The organism is candidate division WOR-3 bacterium, from assembly GCA_029858255.1.
Taxonomy (GTDB): Bacteria; Hydrothermota; Tepidihabitantia; order SM23-42; family SM23-42; genus SM23-42.
The window spans coordinates 1-16,698 of record JAOUFJ010000024.1 but is presented as its reverse complement, the minus strand read 5'-3'; the positions used below and the strand labels follow the sequence as shown (position 1 = coordinate 16,698).

At 48.7% G+C, this 16,698-nt stretch carries 12 protein-coding genes and 1 tRNA gene; 4 read left to right on the top strand and 9 right to left on the bottom strand.

The genetic code is table 11. The annotated features are described in order from the left end of the window. Nucleotides 1-200: 200 nt before the first annotated feature. Entirely contained in the window at nt 201-701 is a 501-nt protein-coding gene (locus tag OEV79_09545) for a phosphatase PAP2 family protein (protein ID MDH4211672.1), read from the top strand. On the opposite strand, the gene OEV79_09540 is transcribed toward OEV79_09545, so the two are convergent. From OEV79_09540 to OEV79_09500, 9 genes are all read right to left on the bottom strand, one after another. Then, entirely contained in the window at nt 693-2,078 is a 1,386-nt protein-coding gene (locus OEV79_09540; GenBank protein MDH4211671.1) for an MATE family efflux transporter, read from the bottom strand. The two genes, OEV79_09545 and OEV79_09540, sit on opposite strands and share 9 nt — an antisense overlap. Before the next feature lie 79 nt (nt 2,079-2,157). Further along, a complete protein-coding gene (gene nrdD, locus OEV79_09535; protein ID MDH4211670.1) occupies nt 2,158-4,584 on the bottom strand; it encodes an anaerobic ribonucleoside-triphosphate reductase in 2,427 nt (808 codons plus the stop codon). Continuing rightward, a complete protein-coding gene (gene nrdR / locus OEV79_09530) occupies nt 4,569-5,039 on the bottom strand; it encodes a transcriptional regulator NrdR (protein ID MDH4211669.1) in 471 nt (156 codons plus the stop codon). Before nrdR ends, nrdD begins: the two co-directional genes overlap by 16 nt. Nucleotides 5,040-5,453: 414 nt before the next feature. Next, nucleotides 5,454-6,260: a YihY/virulence factor BrkB family protein gene (locus tag OEV79_09525; GenBank protein MDH4211668.1), complete on the bottom strand. Its 807-nt coding sequence runs from the start codon at nt 6,258-6,260 to the stop codon at nt 5,454-5,456. Beyond that, a complete protein-coding gene (locus tag OEV79_09520) occupies nt 6,239-7,768 on the bottom strand; it encodes an amidohydrolase (GenBank protein MDH4211667.1) in 1,530 nt (509 codons plus the stop codon). The genes OEV79_09525 and OEV79_09520 overlap by 22 nt, the downstream gene beginning before the upstream one ends. Before the next feature lie 4 nt (nt 7,769-7,772). Further along, nucleotides 7,773-9,122, bottom strand: a complete 1,350-nt coding sequence (locus OEV79_09515; protein ID MDH4211666.1) for a TrkH family potassium uptake protein — start codon at nt 9,120-9,122, stop codon at nt 7,773-7,775. A gap of 1 nt (nt 9,123) precedes the next feature. After that, nucleotides 9,124-9,582, bottom strand: coding sequence for a ribonuclease HI family protein (locus OEV79_09510; protein ID MDH4211665.1), 459 nt, complete (start codon nt 9,580-9,582; stop codon nt 9,124-9,126). 6 nt (nt 9,583-9,588) lie between these two features. Next, a complete protein-coding gene (locus OEV79_09505) occupies nt 9,589-10,296 on the bottom strand; it encodes a C4-type zinc ribbon domain-containing protein (GenBank protein MDH4211664.1) in 708 nt (235 codons plus the stop codon). A gap of 55 nt (nt 10,297-10,351) precedes the next feature. Continuing rightward, nucleotides 10,352-10,427, bottom strand: a tRNA-Val gene (locus OEV79_09500). A gap of 412 nt (nt 10,428-10,839) precedes the next feature. On the opposite strand from OEV79_09500, the gene lepB reads away from it, so the two are divergent. The 3 genes from lepB to OEV79_09485 all read left to right on the top strand — a co-directional run. Beyond that, on the top strand, nt 10,840-11,553 hold the full coding sequence (gene lepB / locus OEV79_09495; GenBank protein ID MDH4211663.1) for a signal peptidase I: 714 nt from the start codon (nt 10,840-10,842) through the stop codon (nt 11,551-11,553). Between the two features lie 97 nt (nt 11,554-11,650). Beyond that, a complete protein-coding gene (locus OEV79_09490) occupies nt 11,651-13,888 on the top strand; it encodes a M14 family zinc carboxypeptidase (GenBank protein MDH4211662.1) in 2,238 nt (745 codons plus the stop codon). A 52-nt stretch (nt 13,889-13,940) separates the two neighbouring features. Next, the coding region (locus tag OEV79_09485; protein MDH4211661.1) for a C25 family cysteine peptidase at nt 13,941-16,698 on the top strand (2,758 nt) is incomplete at its 3' end.

The window sequence follows — 16,698 nt, the reverse complement described above, 5'->3', positions numbered from 1 at the left end:
ACGCGGAGCGCTCAAACCGACCGCAGGTCCTAAACCGTTGTTTTGTTCTCAGCCTCTTACTTCTTAGTTTCTTTCTGCTCCCAGCTTCTGTCTTTCTCCGCCGCTCCAATTCACTGATTCTCAGTGTACGTGTAGCGTAGGGCGTTCTGCGTTTGGCGCTGACTTCTTGACAGCAGATAATATTACTATAGAATGAAGATATGCTGCTGCTTGTTTTATGCTGTCAGGCACTCAACAGTTGCGAACAGAGCATCTATGAAACGATAAGCCAGGATTGGCAATCACGGCCTGTGAAGTATTTCATGCAAGGGATCGAAATCGCTTCATACCCGGGATTGGATGCTTTGCCGCCTGTCGGTCTCTATTTGTCTGACAGAAAGGAGATAGCACGGAGAGGTATTGCCGGCTTTGTTGGTGACGTTGCCACCGTTGTTTCATTCAAGTTACTGATAAATCGCGAGCGCCCCGATGGAGATACGGAACGAATAGACTCATCTTTTCCTTCTGGTCACACAACGTTTGCATTCACACAAGCCGTGATCTATTCCCACCATAATCCTAAGATAAAAATTCCCATGTTCATATACGCCACGGTCGTTGGTTTTTCAAGGATATATCTGGGGAAACATTATCCCACTGACGTGCTGGGTGGCGCGGCCCTCGGGATCGTGGTCGGGTTGCTCGCCGTCAAGTTATTTTGATACAGGCGTGTCTGTTGGCGCCAGTCCTTTCAATAGCGCCAATCCTTTTTCGCGCCAGCTTCCCTTTCTGTACCACAATATCATAACCAAACTTTCAACGCCGTAGGCGATGAGCATTGCCCACCAAACACCGCTCACTCCCGCATGCATTGTGCGTGAGAGGAATATTGCCAATACGTACAGAAGAGAGACTTTCAGAATTCCGGCGACCATTGGGGGTACGGTATAACCGGCGCCGCGAAAGATTCCGGTCAGGCTCGTAGTGATGCCCACGAAGATTAGATAGAATGAGACGATGTTGATGAATTCGGTCCCATGGGTGATGGTCGGTATATTCTGGGTGAACAGTGCAATCAAAGGTCGTGGGTTTGTTATGAAAAACACGCTGAACAGAACCATTATTACCGTACTCAAACCCAAAGCTGCATTACCTGCCTGTGTTGCACCTTTTTGGTTACGAGCACCCAAGTTCTGTCCGACCAGGGTTGTTGTTGCGACTCCGATACCAACGACCGGCAGGCTGGCAAACTGAAAAATGCGGGTGCCGATTCCCAGGGCGGCGAGTGCGTGTTCGCTGAAAGCAGCGACGATACCGAACACGACCATGATGCTTGATGCCATTAGCCCGTAGGATATGCCAACGGGTATGCCGACATTGAAGATCTTCTTCACAATGGTACTCTGGAGCTGCCACGGGGTGGTGAAACTGATTTTGATGCCCGAGCGTCCTCTGAGAAGAATGAGGAATCCTACGACGAAGCTCACAAACTTTGCGATTGCTGTGGCGACTGCAGCGCCTTGTACTTCGAGTCGCGGAAAGAATCCGATTCCCAGGATCAGGAGAGGGTCGAGAATCAGATTGGTTGCCGTGGCGATCAACATAATGACCATCGGTATTTTCATGTCGCCGGCACCCCGGAAAATATAGTTTATGCTGAAAGACAACAACTGAAAGAAAAAGCCTATCGACACAATTCGAAGGTATTCATTGCTCAGTATGAGAACTGCGCCGCGGCCACCGAGGAAATACATTATCTGCTTCGAAAAGACAAAGCCGAGTATACCTATGGCAAGGGCAATGATGAATGCCAGGAGCAGTGACTGTTTCGCTATGCTGTTGGCCCGGTCGAATAACCGACCGCCAAATGAATGCGCGACGAGTGCTACGGTGCCGGAACCGATAACCTGGCCGAGCGCGAGGATAATATAGAAGAAATTGCCCGCGAGTGATACCGAGGCAATTGCAGTCGCTCCTAATTTGCCTACCCAAAATATATCAACCAGGTTGTAGCTCGTCTGCATCATGAAGGCGAGTACAATTGGCCAGGCGAGTTTTATTAGTTGATTGAAGACGGACTTGCTGTGTACGACAGACATGTCGTCCTTCTTAAGAGATTCTTTTTTTCAAATGAGAAGGGGCATTAGGCGTGTGCCCCAATGCCCCGGTAAATTGCATTTAGAGTTTCGAGCGATAACGATCCTTCAATTCAGCTTTTTTTCCTTTGTTCCATCCCGATACTTTTGTGAAATAACCGGTGACGCGCGTGATGTGATCGACGTTCTCGCTATTGCAGTGCGGACACTGGTTCCGCAGCCCTCTTGCCGTTTTGAAACAATTGTTACAGGTCGTAAATTCGGGAGAGAAGGCGATTTGGGCGTTGCGGGAGTTTCGGAATGTCTTGACCACGAAGTTCGCCACAGATTCCTTGGGTGGTTGCGATTCACCGAGCCAGATATGGGTAAGGGCACCGGCTTCGATCAGGTCGTGGAATTTACCCTCGAGCTGTACCCTTGTGATCGGATCGATCGACGTACTGACATTGAGGTAGGTCGAATTCGTATAATATACCGCGTTGCCTGTTGTGTCACCTTTGACGATTCCGGCTGCCTGTTCGGCAAAGTGCTCGAGGTCAAGTCGGGCAAGGCGATGGGCAGCAGATTCAGCGGGTGTTTGCTCCATTACCAACCTGATATTGTGGGACTTTGAGAGCTCTCTGATCCGCAGATAGAGATATGAGAGAATCTTCAGACCAAAACGGAAAGCTTCCTCATCCTCGTGCATTTCTTTACCTGTGTGATATTGGACGAGTTCGTTCAGTCCAAGTAATCCCACCAAAAACGTTGCGCGATAGAGTCTTAGGTAAGCCTCACCATCACGTTCCATGGTCAGAAGGGCGAGCGGGCCCTCTTGTTTCAAAGAAACGAGTTTCTCGATGAATGTTTTTTTCTGAATATGCGCTTTGACCACGAGTTGCAGCAATTCATCGAGCTGTTTGTACAACTGCTGATCACTTCCATTTGCCAGCAGGGCAGCCCGGGGCAGGTTGAGGGTGACGTTCTGCAAGGCAGTGTAGCGCATTTTCCATGGAGTATGTGCGTCCCTCAAATCACTCTCCTCAAGCTTGAAAGAGAGCCGGCAACACTCAGATATTTTTGCTGTCTGACCACGGTCGAAAACATAATATGTATTACCTCGCTTGGACGATACATCGGAAATGTGATTTAGGAAATCCTCATAACCAGGAGTCGTGAAGAAATCTTCGGTGATATGAACCAGTGGTTTCGGGAAGAAGAATGGACGGCCAGTTCCGTCACCATCCATATATACATCGAATAGCGCCCAAACGAACTTCTGCGCATCCTCTGCATACTCTCCGTATTTCTTACCGGTGTACTCGCCACCCGGACCGATAGCGGGTACATCACGAAAATGCTTTGGGATTTCCCAATATAGATTCAAATCAGAAAATATTGCCTGCCCACCGCGCGCCACCGACTGCTGTGAATATTCGAAGATCATCATCTGTGCGAGTTGGTGGATATCGCGGTCTGACATGCCTGTTAAAAAAGGAGCGAAGAAAATATTTACGGCATCCCAGCCAATTGCGCCCGCAAAGTGTCCCTGCAGCGCAGCAGAGAATTTTACCATATGGGCAAGTAATGTGTCCGGATGTCTTGCCGGTCGGGCGATCGATAATGCATTCGGCAGATTCAGTCCAAATTTCTTGACATATTCCAGCGACTGGCCCGAGCAATAGGGACGGTCGCCAAAACCGAGGTCATGCAGGTGAATGTCACCACGTATGTGGGCGTCAGCCACGTCCCGGCTGAATACTTGAGAGAGCATATACTGCTTTTTAACCGTCTCGGCGATGGTCATATTTGTCGCTTCCGGATTGTGCGGGATATTGGCGTTCTCACGGTTCGCAAAGAGGATTATCTTGTCTGCATCGTACAAGGGTATGCCAAGACGCATATGGCGCAATCTTGAATTTTCCAATCCGTGTTCGATCAGTTTGACATTGACGATTTCGCGGATGAGCGAGGAGCTCACCAGATGAACATTGGAATTAAGAATGGTTTCTTCTGTTTCTTCCGAAATTTTTTCAGCCAAATTGCGCTCGAGCCCGGTTTCGTTTTCTAACGCCTTTATTATTCGTTCGCGGTCCCATGCTACAAAATCATCATCTGAAGTGCGGACAAACAATGCGTAGTCGGTTGTCTCCCTTTCTTCGGGTTTGCTGAGCAGTAATTTCTTCTTGCGTAATATTTCTCGTTGTTTTCGGTATAGAATATAAGCTTTTGCGGTACGCGCGTGTCCATTTTCAATCAATACTTTTTCGACCGCATCTTGAATTTCTTCGACTTCGGGCGTGACGTTGCCCTTTCTCGTGTACAAAAAAAGAATCACCTCGTTAGCCAATTTGTCTGCCAAGGTTATGTCTTCACCGCCCACGGCTTTTGCCGCGAGGTAGATCGCGTTTGAAATCTTTGATTTATCGAAGGTGACCACTTCCCCATCTCTTTTCTTCACATATTGAAAAATCTTCTCTCGTGGGATCTCTTCAGAGATACCGATTCTTACCGTTACTTTTTCTTCCATCTTCGCTCCTTTTTGATCATCTTCAACTCGTTGGCAAATTTATCGATGTTGGTGAATTTTCGGTAGACTGAGGCAAAACGAACGTAACTGACCTCGTCAATTTCCAGCAATCGATCCAAGACCATTCTGCCTATGTCAGACGATCGTATCTCTATCTGATATCGGTCAGACAAAATATCTTCAATATCATTTACAATGGATTCTATTCTTTCTGCAGCTACGGGTCTCTTACGACAGGCGGTCGCGATGCCATTTAAGAGTTTGGCGCGGTCATAGGGTTCTCTTGTTCGATCGCGTTTGATCACGACGAGAGGAACCCTCTCGACCGTCTCATATGTTGTAAACCTAAAACGACATTTGGTGCATTCCCTTCTCCTCCGCACGACCGACCCTGCTTGAGAAGTTCGTGTCTCGAGAACGCGGTCACTGTCTTTGCCGCATCTCGGACATTTCATTCGCCACCCCCAAAGACACTATATATAGAGTCACAACGTTATTATAGCCACAATCGAAAATTTGTCAAGGGGGGACTGGCGACGATCCTGAGGAAATCAAAGGTTAAGATGATGAGCCCCGGTGAATCGGAGCCTCGGGGAAACGGAGAACTCCCCACAAATCCGAAATCCTAATATCTAAATACAAAACAATTACAAATTTCAAAAACCCAAAAATCTAAACAGCCATGTACAGAAATAGCGAAATTAGCGGGATTAACGACAATAACGATACTAGCGCTATTAACGAACGTAACGCAAATAACGTTTCTTAAATTCCGCATTCCGCATTCCGAAATTCGCAATTCCAAATTCGCTTTGTTGTTTAGCGGTATTAACGAGACTAACGAAATTAACGGTACTAACGGTTTATCGTCATTTCAAATGTTTGCGGCGTGCAAATACATAAGAAAGTTCGGCACCGAACAGAAAAATATACGCAGTATAGTACAACCACAAAAACAGAATGATGATTGCCGATAACGAGCCGTAGAGTTTTGAATAATCGACGACCCTGATGATGTATATGGAAAAGAGATATTTTGCGATTTCCCAGAAGACCCCTGTGAATATAGCACCAAAGTACGCTTCCTTCCAGCGCACCCCGCGATTCGGGAAGATCTTGAAGATCAGACCGAAGAGCACGATGCTTCCGACGAAGCTTATCTCGGGAAGGAACCGTGCGATGCCGGACGCGCCGACTGTGCTTCCCCAGAGTGTCAGTCCGAATGATGCGAACAGCCCGATGAAGACGAGAAATGATGAACCTATGGTGATCGCACTCTTACGGAAAAAAGGTCTGTCTCTCTTGACTTTCCAGATGACGTTCAAGGTCGATTCAATTGCTCTGAATATGCTGGCTGATGCCCACATGAAGCCGACAAAACCGATAACGGCAATCGCTATTGATGTCTGTTTGATGGCAGTTATGTTCCGTACTATTTCATCAATGCCGGCAGGGAAAACCTGTTTGATGACCGGCATGATCTTTTCGATGATACCTTCGGAAGATCCAAGGATGAAGAGTGATAGAGACAAGAGCCCAAGGAGCAAGGGAAAGAGGCTGAATGTTGTCGCGTGAACCAAGGCGGATGCAAGGAGAGGGCAGCGGTCGGTATTGAATTTCTTGTATGCTTTAGAGAATATCCAGAGCAATTTTTTCATCTTCGCGCGCACCACCATTCGGGAATGCTGCTGAAAACCATTTCCCCGCCAACCATTACTCCCTCGACCTTCAGATTGAGCAAATTTCGTTCTTCGAGGGGATTTTCGTTCAGCACGACGAGATCTGCAAGATATCCCTGTTCCAGTTTACCCTTCTTTTTTTCTTCAAAGGTGGCAAATGCACCTGCTTCGGTGTATAGAAGGAAGGCCTGGGCTATGCTCAGACGTTCATCCTCAGAAGGGTGCTTGATCGCTCCCTGAATTCCGTATAGCGGACCAAGTGGCATGCAGTCGGAACCGAACATAAGTTTCACCCGGTTACGCAGTAGCGACTGGAATGGATTCATCTTTTTATACCGAGCCCCCAGAACTTTTTCATAAAAACCACCGGATTTCTGCCATCGATGCACGAAATTCGGTTGCATCGATGCGATTGTTTTCATCCGACCGATAGCGGCAATGGTTTCGCCGTTGAGCATCTCGAGATGTTCGATGCGGTGTCTCAGTGGATTTCCATGAGAAGTGTGTTCCTTCAGGACTCGAAGGGCAGTATCAGTTGTGCGGTCGCCGATCGAATGCAGCATTAATTGTATACCATTTGATTCAGCAGTATCGACGAACCATGCAAGTTTGCGTGATGGTATCAGGATTTTACCCCTTATTGGCTCATTCCTGTAAGGTTGCTTCAGCGCAGCCGTGTGTGCGCCGATGGAGCCGTCGAGGAAGATCTTCGTACCGGCGAACCGGAGCCAGTCGTCTCCATATCCTGTTCGTAAACCTGTCCTCAACACATGCTTGTGATGCTTTTCTGTCAGGTATATCGAATACCTGATCTTGAGTTCATTTTTCTTTTTCTGAAGTGCGCGGAAATAACTTGGTTTGGATATTTCGTGGACTGATGTTATACCCTGACGCAAGGCCTTGTTTGTCGCGAGCATCACTGCCTTCTCCATCATTTCATCGGTTGGTGGAAAGAAGTCATTGAGGTTAAGGGCGGCGTCTTCAAGGAGAATTCCTTTTTTCCGGTCGACGATTTTTCGATTCTCTGGAATATGCCGTAATGCGGCGGTATTGACGACTGCATAGTGGCCGCAGATGCGGCGCATTATTATTGGCTTTTTTCTCGAAAGCTTATCGAGCGTGTGGCGGTTATGATCTTTGGAGTCATATGTGGGCCATGCCGTTTCATCCCAATTAGAAGCGAAGCTAATGTCCTTTGTTTTGAGATCAGCGCGTATCTTCTCCAGACAATCTTCTAGTGAACGGCACCGACTTAGATCAAGCCGTTGCATCTTGATGCCTTCCGGGACGAGGTGAGTATGGGCGTCGATGAATCCCGGTATTACATACTTTCCCCGCAAGTCAAGTTTGAGGATTCCTTTTGGCCGGGCATGGCGTTCAGTGATTTTCTCCTTGATAGTGTCGTCCTCGATAAGCAGCGCGCACGATTGAACCCTTTTTCTGGCAAAGTCAACAACACGTGTATTTTCAAGGATGCGTACACCCGGGTTGTAATTTTTGTTCATCAAATTAGCCAACCACGATTGGTTCTTCAGGGTACGCGTATTCCAGGGGATGGGGCTTGAGTATCGCACTTCCCAGGGTAATGGTACCAACCCGGCCCGCAATAAGAGTACCGATTATGACCAACTTGCCCAGTACGGAAAGGTCGTACGAAAAACTGCAAAACGGGTTAATTGATGAACCCAGAGAAAGTCCGACTGTGCCGAACGCTGAGAAGATTTCAAAAAGGACCTTGAGCGGGTTCTGCTTGTCTATGAGCAAAATAAGGAAGAAGGCGACGACGATCGTTGAACCAGATAGCATGAAAATCAGGAAGGCGCGGAAAGCCTGCTCAATGGGGATCCTGTTCTTCAAAGCGATTACATCTTTGCCGTACCTGCCGAGCATCAGGTCTTTTGCCCATCTGAATAGGAGTGCGAACGTCGTTGTTTTTATACCTCCACCCGTACCGCCAGGAGAGGCACCGACAAACATGAACAGCATGAGAAGCGCGATGGTGACCGGCGAGAAAAGTGTTATGTTCATTGTGTTAAAGCCAGCGGTCCTCGGAGTGACGGCCTGGAAGAAAGCCGTGATCAGTTTATGATGGAAAGGCAAACCAGCAAGGCTGCGGTCGTATTCGATAAAGAATATAAAGGCTGTACCGATCATGATGAGGGCAAGCGTCGTTCTCAACACGATGGTCGTGTGGAGGGAAAGTTTTTTCTTTTGTCTTCTGATAAAGGTCGTATACAGATCCGATATCACAACGAATCCGATGCCGCCAAATATGAATAGCACGGAGACTACCAGTGGTCCTGAAACTGACGATGAAAACAATGCCATGTTTTCCGAGAAAGTAGAGAAACCTGCATTGCAGAACGCTGAGACTGCATGAAAGAATGCGTGCCCGAGGGCGGTCGGCGCGTTGAATCTTTGCACGAAAGCCGAGTACAGCAACACCGTTCCCAGCAGTTCGACGACAATCGTGATCCTGAACACACGCCATGCAAAGCGACGCAAATTCTCGTAGGTGAGAAGATTGATCGATTCCTTGAAAAGCAGGCGGTCGCGAAGTGATATCTTGCGTCCGATGAAGAAGAAAAAAGTAGTTGAGAGTGTCATGTAACCCAGACCGCCGATCTGTATCAGAGCCAGCAAGACACACTTACCAAACAGGGTAAAATCCAATGCCGTGTTCTTGACGATCAGCCCGGTGACGCACAGCGCCGAGGATGCGGTGAAGAGAGAGTCGATGAAACTGATGCCGCTCCGGGTTGACGCGGGTAACATAAGCAGCACCGTGCCGATCGCGATTATGCCGAGATACCCTCCGATGAGGATTCTTGGTGCGTTTATTTCACGTTTGCCAAACATGTTACCGTAATGGTAGCTGCTTGAATCTCTGGTGTTTGACCTTAACTTTTTTTGATGCCGTCTGGGCGAGCCGGTTCGCCAGTTTGTTTTCTTCGCGCGGCACTAGCACGAAAGTTACCTCTTCGATCTGCGACTTGAGTGTGTTTATTCTTTTTACGAGCAGTTTGATGTGTGGAGATCTGACGCGATAATTGCCCATTAGTTGTTTGAATACCAATTCCGAGTCGAGTTTGATCGTGGCCTGCCGGATGCCTGAATCGATCATCCATTTAAGCGCATGGATGACGGCTTCATATTCGGCTACGTTGTTAGTTGTGAGCCCTATGTATTTGGATATTTCAACTGAGGGGTTGTCTTCGCCTGCGCCGAAGGCAGCAACGCCGACGCCTGCGGGGCCTGGATTGCCCCGCGACGAACCATCCACGAAAATAGAATACTGCGGCTTTTTTTGGAGAGCCATTGGCTATTAACCGGAAGTAGTATAAACAAGAATCCGACCACAGGTTTCGCACAACAGTATCTTGTTGCGTTTTTTGAGTTCGTTGAGAAACTGATGCGTAAGGTTGGCGTAGCACCCGGTGCAGGTGTTGTCAACTATGGCACAGACAGTTTTGTCGCGAACTTTTGCGACTCGCTTGTACAAGACTTTCACATCCTCGGGGAGTTTGGCAATGTTGTCGTTGAGATTTGCCTCTGCTATTTTCTGCTGCTCGGTCAGCGATTCACTTCTTTGCTTCAACTCGGCGATTCTGGATTTCGTCGCGTCGGTAAACTCCTTGGTTTCAGCACGTATTGCGTCTATCGAATTGTTGAGTTTTTCCTCTTCTTCCATAAAGCCGAGCATTTCATCTTCGATTTCCTTATTTTTCTGCTTCAGAAAATCAACTTCATTGAGTATGGCGCGGTATTCTTCGTTTGTTTTCACCGCAAAAGTCTGAGTATTCAGTTTTGCCATCTTTTCTTCATTATCCGCAATCTCGATCTCCTTGAGTTTGTATGTTTTCTTAAGGTCAAGAATTCTGGCTTCGGCCGTCTTTAACTCTTCCTCGCGTGTACTCATTTGCTTCTCGAGTTTTGCCATCTCTTGGGGCATTTGTGTTAATTGCGTCTTGGTATCTTCTACTTCATCGTTAAGACTTTGGATCTTTAAGAGGAGATCCAGCGTGCTATCCATGACAACCTTTCAACAAGCGATTCTGAACGCAGGGAATATCGCGAACAAAAGGGAATGGGCGGTACCCGACTTGAACGGGTGACCTCCTGCATGTCAAGCAGACGCTCTAACCAAGGCTGAGCTAACCGCCCACGTTCAAACATGGTCTATTTTAGCGAATATCGTATTCAAGTCAAGGGTGGGGAACGAAAAACGTTAATTTCGTTTGGTTCGTTAAGCTCGCTACTCCCGTTATTCTCGCTATTATCGTTAATACCGCTAATTTCGTTATTATCGCTATTGTCGTTGTTTTCGTTACTTTCGTTCGACTGCCGAGATTGCCACGTCCCGCTACGCGGGACTCGCAATGACGGGGGGTCGTGTAGTGTCTCCGTTTCTCCGACGCTCCCATTCACCGTTTCTCAGCATTAGCGTGTCTTCAGGAGCTAAGCGACATGTCTTCAGCGTTAGCGTGTCTGCAGTGCCAATGTGTTTTCAGGGTCGTATCGACCGCAGGGGTTTCAGACTGTTGACTTTTGACCGTATGACGTTATAATAAATGCTGTGAAGGTAAGACTCAAACGCGAGATCTACACCTGGGCTACCGTGATCGCTGTTGTTTTGATCCTACGTGCAATCTTCGTTGAGGCCTATGTTATTCCCACCGCATCCATGGAGAAGACGCTTCTCATCGGAGACGCTCTTCTCGTAAACAGGTTCATATACGGCGTCAAAATCCCGATACCCCTAACAACGAAACAAATTCCGATAATACCTGGACGGATGCCGAATCGCGGGGAAATAATTGTGTTCAGGTATCCGTTCGAGAACAAGGATTTTGTGAAGCGCTGTGTTGCGGTCGAAAATGATACGGTCCAGCTGATCAACAAGGTCCTGTACGTGAACGGCAATGAGGTTGATGAACCCTATATCCGTCATACCGATCGTAATGTGATCCGGGGCGTGATCGCCGATGACCGAAATTATCAGAAAGCGTGGGAGAAAGCCGATCTTGCGGACATCATTGGCTATCAGGTGCGTGATAACTTCGGACCGGTCGTTGTGCCCAAGGACTGTATTTTCGCCATGGGTGATAATCGTGATAATTCGGCGGATTCAAGATTCTGGGGACCTTTGCATAAGAGATATCTGAAGGGTAAACCACTGTTCATCTATTTCTCGTTTGACCCGGGCGGTGAGGTCTCTAATTTCTTTGAAGTCTTCAAGTTCTGGCAATGGAAGGCGATCCGCATGAATAGAATTGGTGAGGTCATTTAGGGAGAATATGATTCTGTTCTGCAGTATTCACTAGCCTGCTGTATTTCTTATTAGTTTTAACAATCGGCAGAATTAAGTCTTTTGAAAAGGAGCATTGATGAAAAGAATTTTTTTTCTATTTATATTTCTGGTTGTTGCGGTCTATGCCCAGGAGATGGTAGTTCGAGTGTATGCGCCGACCTGGCACGATATGGAAAGAGTGTCGGTCAAATATGACTTCGATGTTGTCGGTGCAAGGGCGGGTGAATATTACGACCTGGTTGTTAGTAGCGACGAGTTCAGCAGGATTGTTGGCTCGGGACTCATTTACGAAGTGATCGTGCATGACGTGGCACTTGCGAAAGAGAGTGTTCGCGCCGAGTACCTTTCTTATGCTGAGATTGAAGACAGCCTCAGGCACCTGGTCCAGGACTATCCGTCATTATGTAAACTCGACTCTTTGCCGATAACCACGTTTAACGGTAACTGGATATATGGCATCAAGATCTCAGATAATCCGCATCTCGAAGAGGATGATGAGCCTGGTTTTTTGATCGACGGTGCACATCATTCCAATGAGTGGGCGTGCGTGCCGGTCATCATGTTCTTTGTTGACTCGATGCTCAGTGCATATGGTTCTGTGTCAGAGATCACCGAAATCATCAACAATACAGAGATATACTGTTTCCCGGTGATAAACGTTGACGGTTATCTATATGATTATCCGACGGGTTTTTACTGGCGGAAGAACCGGGAACCGTTCGGCGGTTACATCGGTAACGACCCGAATCGAAACTACCGCGGGTGTTCGCCGGATATTGAAGGTGATTGGGGTGCGGTTGACGAGGGCCAGGCATCGCACCGGCCAAGCCATAGCCTTTTCTGCGGTGCATATGGCGGGTCGGGTGATGAAATTCGTTCCTTGACGTATTTTGTTGAAGAGCATATCATTAATGCGTACATGTCATATCACAGCTCGGGCGAGGTGATAATGTGGCCGTGGGGTTGGACAGATGACGGAGTGCCGGATGGTCTACTACATGAACAGGTGGGTGACTACATGGCAGATCAGGTTCACCGCTTGTATGGCGGCACCTACGATTCTGGTCCGATCTATTCTGCGATATACCCGGTGAGCGGCTCAAGCGTTGACTGGTTTTACAGCTGGTCCCATTGGGTTGGTGGCGTTTCCATGCTATCCTTCACGACTGAATTGGGAACCTCACAGTATCAACCGGTCTCCCAGCTCGATCAAATGGTGCACGAGAATTTCAAGGCATTGAAGTACCTTGCAGGATTTTGCGACTCGATAGTCTTGCTGCTCGATGCCGTGGTGCCGCCGCCGGAGATCTATGACCTTGGCAATGTGGGCTCTGATTACACTGTTGCGTGGCACACCCGGAACCCGGATGATAACCATCCAACACACTGGGAGTTACTTGAGCTTACTGGTCCTTCGGTCATCGAGGACGATCTGGAAAACGGTGCCGACCGATGGATCCTGGATGGTTTCATTCTGGATACTACACAGGTCCATTCCGGCGAGTTCAGTTTTTTCTCGCGGAGCTATTTCAACATGAATCACGCCGTACAAACCTTGCATCCCTACATGGTTGAGGAAGGGGATTCTGTTACCTTCTGGTGCTGGTATGATCTGGAAACAAACTATGATGTAGCAGTGGTTGAGGTTTCGAAGAATTCTCTCGAATGGTATAATCTCGACACAACGCGGTATACGGGAAGTTCCGGCGGCTGGATACGCAGGGCGTACTCGCTCGAGGATTGGGTAGATGAATCTGTGCATATCAGATTTCGCTCTATGACCGATGGTTCGATACTCAATGGCGGCTTCTTTGTCGATGATATTTATCCGGTGTGTCTTTTTGAAAATGTGGACACGGTGTCATCCGCCATCAATGACACGCTGTATGATTTCGAAAACCATGCAAGCGGAGAATTTTTCTATCAGGTTCGCGGGAATAACGCGAGTTGGGGTTGGGGTGGTTACTCGTGTCTTGCGCGTGCGGAGATTTCGTTCAATATCGATGAAGGGGATGTCGCCGGGCTGCAGCGCATAACATCTTCGATTGCATTGTTCCAGAATCCCAACACGGACCGTGTGCAGGTTAGATATACACTCGGTCACGAATCCAAGAACACGAGTTTACGTATCTACGACTCCTCGGGACGGCTCGTGGCAGATCTGTCAGAAAGGTTGCTTGATATCGGATATCCATCATCTGTTGTTTGGGATTGTCGTGATGATGAGGGCGGGGTGGTTCCGAACGGGATATATTTCTTGCGCTTTACAGCCGATGAAGCAAGACAGGTTCTTAAAGCAGTAATCATGAGATAGTTTATGATATTTTTTGGCCATATGCGATTCATGACCCTTAGGGGGAGGTAAGATGAAGAAACTTCTGATCGTTTTGATCTGTGTCGTCATTCCGCTTTTCGCGGGTACGATGACGAAGACAGCGACGTTTTCGATGCAGGATTTGTTGATCTACGGCGCCGCTGGCAGTGATGTGATTGAGATCAAAGGGCATCCAGTTATGGTCTATCCAGGTGCTCCACGCATGCCACGCGTTGTGCAGAAACTGGTCATTCCTGCTGGTGCCGTGCTGACGAACGTGAGAGTCATTGCCGAAGACTGGCAGGATGTTCCGGGTACATTCAACGTTGTGCCGGCACAACCCGACGTGCCATTGCCAATGCCGGGCAAGACCTTTGAGCCCGAAATTTTCCCACCGGATCCTGATATCTATTCATGGGACAAACCCTTTCCGGAGAACACGATAGCAAACGGCGGCACGGGTAACATGAACGGGTACCGGATCGCTCACGTGGAGATTTTTCCTGTGCGCTATATACCCGCGCAGAAGAAACTCCAGCTTGCTACAACCATTACATATGAAATAGAGTATCGGGAGAACGGGGCTCGAAATTGGATCGCCACTGACCGGCAGAGAGATGTTTTCGGCAACGCGGTGCGCGCCCTCGTTGTCAACCCTGAGGATGTACTGCAATTTGCCCCGCTCGTTCAAAAGAACATGAGGCCGGCTACCGTGCCTCCGGGATATTTTGAGTATGTTGTCATCAGCGCGCCGCCTGTCGATACGGTGTTCGAGCGTTTCGCCGAGTGGAAGACCAAGAAAGGTGTCCCGGCGACTGTCGTCGAAGTCTCCTGGATCAGCAGCAATTACACGGGCTATGACCTGCAGGAGAAGATAAGGGCATTTATTGAGGACGCAAAGGATAACTGGGGCACGATATATTTTCTGCTCGGTGGATCTGGCGATCAGATGACGAGCGGGCAGAACATCGTGCCGGCAAGGATGACATACTACTACACTTATTCAACTGTCGGCCGTGATGATACGATCCCCAGTGATCTGTACTATGCTGACCTCGATGGTAACTGGGATTTCAACGGCAACCACGTGTACGGACAACTCAGCGACAGCGTTGATATGTATGCAGATGTCTTTGTCGGCCGCGCTTCGGTGTACAGTGTGGCAAAGGCGCAGAACTTCGTCAACAAGGTTTTCACGTATGAGAAGAATCCGCCGACCGATTATCTGAAGAAAATGCTACTGCCGGCGGCAATACTCTGGTCGAGCTATAATGAACGGCCGATACAGGATTCACTTGCCAGGATGACACCGTCCGGTTGGGTAGATGGAAAGCTGTACGAGCGCAACGGGACACTGAGCCGACAGTGGATGATCGATTCGATGAACGTCGGCTATGGTATGGGCCACTGGGTTGGCCACGGTGATGAGAACGGGATATACATGGGTACACCGTATCTCAACTCGACCGACGCCCAAAATTTGGTGAACGGTGACCGGCAGGGCATCGCGAATTCGATCGCCTGTATGTGCGGCGGTTGGGATCTTGTGCCGGGAGGCGATTGCTTTGCCGAGCATCTCGTGAACCGTGTTGGCGGAGGACTCGTTGCCGCATTGATGAATTCGCGTTATGGCTGGGGTGCTTATGTAAGCGGTATAGGTTACGTGCCCGGCCCGTCAGAACGAATAGACACGTCATTTTATTATAATGTTATATCCGATGATATGTTCCACATTGGCGAAGCGCATTCCGTATCCAAAGATGCCTGGGTATACTATGCAGACTCAGGGTATCAATACGACATGACCCGCTGGTGCCTCTATGAGTTGAATCTCCTTGGCGATCCGGAAATGCCCGTGTGGACCGATGTGCCGCAGAATCTTACGGTGAACTTTCCTTCCGCGATTCCTCTTGGGTCTCAGAACGTGAACGTGGTAGTGACCAGCAGCGGCAGCCCTGTGAACAATGCTCTCGTTTGTCTCCTGAAAGGAGATGAGGCGTATGCGAGCGGATACACGAACACGGCCGGGCTGGTGACGCTGAGCGTTTACCCGAACTCGCCGGGTGGTATGGATATCACGGTTACTGCTCTGAATCACTATCCATTTGAGGATTCGATTATTGTTCAGTCAACCAACTATGCGTATGTTACATTCTTGAATTATTTGATCAGCGATCCGTCTCCAGGCGGCAATAATAATAACCAACTTAACCCTGGTGAGTCCGCACAACTGCCGGTATGGGTGATGAATTGGGGACAGAGTCAGGGCAACAGCATAAGCGGCATCATCAGCACTGAGAATACATATGCTACACTTTCCGATACAGTAAAGAACTTTGGGAACATCGCGGCGAATGATTCCGCCTACACAGGAACCGACGGTTTCGATGTAGCCATCTCTTCATCGTGTCCGAACAACAATACAATACTGTTCACACTTACCTGCAAGGACAATGTCGACTCGACATGGGTGTCACAGTTCAGCCTCACCGTCTACGCGCCGGCTCTTAGTTGCCAGCAGTATTCGGTATCCGGTAATGGGATACTGGATCCGGGTGAAACAGCGGATATCGTCGTGACCCTTGAGAATGAGGGAGGTGCGACTGCCACGAACGTAAGCGCTACCTTACTCTGCAATTCGTCACATCTGACGATTGTCGACAATGCGGGTAGTTTTGGGACGATTGCGCCGGGTGGTAGTGGCAGTAACGGTTCGGATCCGTTTACGGTGACGGCGGGTGCGTCGGCGCCGTATGGGATGTTGGTGGATTGTGATTTAGTGGTGGTGGCGGGTTTGTATGTGGATACGT

Bases quoted from the DNA above. Each gene is read 5' to 3' on its own strand.
- OEV79_09505 (MDH4211664.1), bottom strand. From the start codon at position 10,296: ATGGATAGCACGCTGGATCTCCTCTTAAAGATCCAAAGTCTTAACGAT.
- nrdR (MDH4211669.1), bottom strand. From the start codon at position 5,039: ATGAAATGTCCGAGATGCGGCAAAGACAGTGACCGCGTTCTCGAGACA.
- OEV79_09540 (MDH4211671.1), bottom strand. From the start codon at position 2,078: ATGTCTGTCGTACACAGCAAGTCCGTCTTCAATCAACTAATAAAACTC.
- OEV79_09520 (MDH4211667.1), bottom strand. From the start codon at position 7,768: ATGAACAAAAATTACAACCCGGGTGTACGCATCCTTGAAAATACACGT.
- OEV79_09510 (MDH4211665.1), bottom strand. From the start codon at position 9,582: ATGGCTCTCCAAAAAAAGCCGCAGTATTCTATTTTCGTGGATGGTTCG.
- OEV79_09515 (MDH4211666.1), bottom strand. From the start codon at position 9,122: ATGTTTGGCAAACGTGAAATAAACGCACCAAGAATCCTCATCGGAGGG.
- OEV79_09545 (MDH4211672.1), top strand. From the start codon at position 201: ATGCTGCTGCTTGTTTTATGCTGTCAGGCACTCAACAGTTGCGAACAG.
- OEV79_09490 (MDH4211662.1), top strand. From the start codon at position 11,651: ATGAAAAGAATTTTTTTTCTATTTATATTTCTGGTTGTTGCGGTCTAT.
- nrdD (MDH4211670.1), bottom strand. From the start codon at position 4,584: ATGGAAGAAAAAGTAACGGTAAGAATCGGTATCTCTGAAGAGATCCCA.
- OEV79_09525 (MDH4211668.1), bottom strand. From the start codon at position 6,260: ATGGTGGTGCGCGCGAAGATGAAAAAATTGCTCTGGATATTCTCTAAA.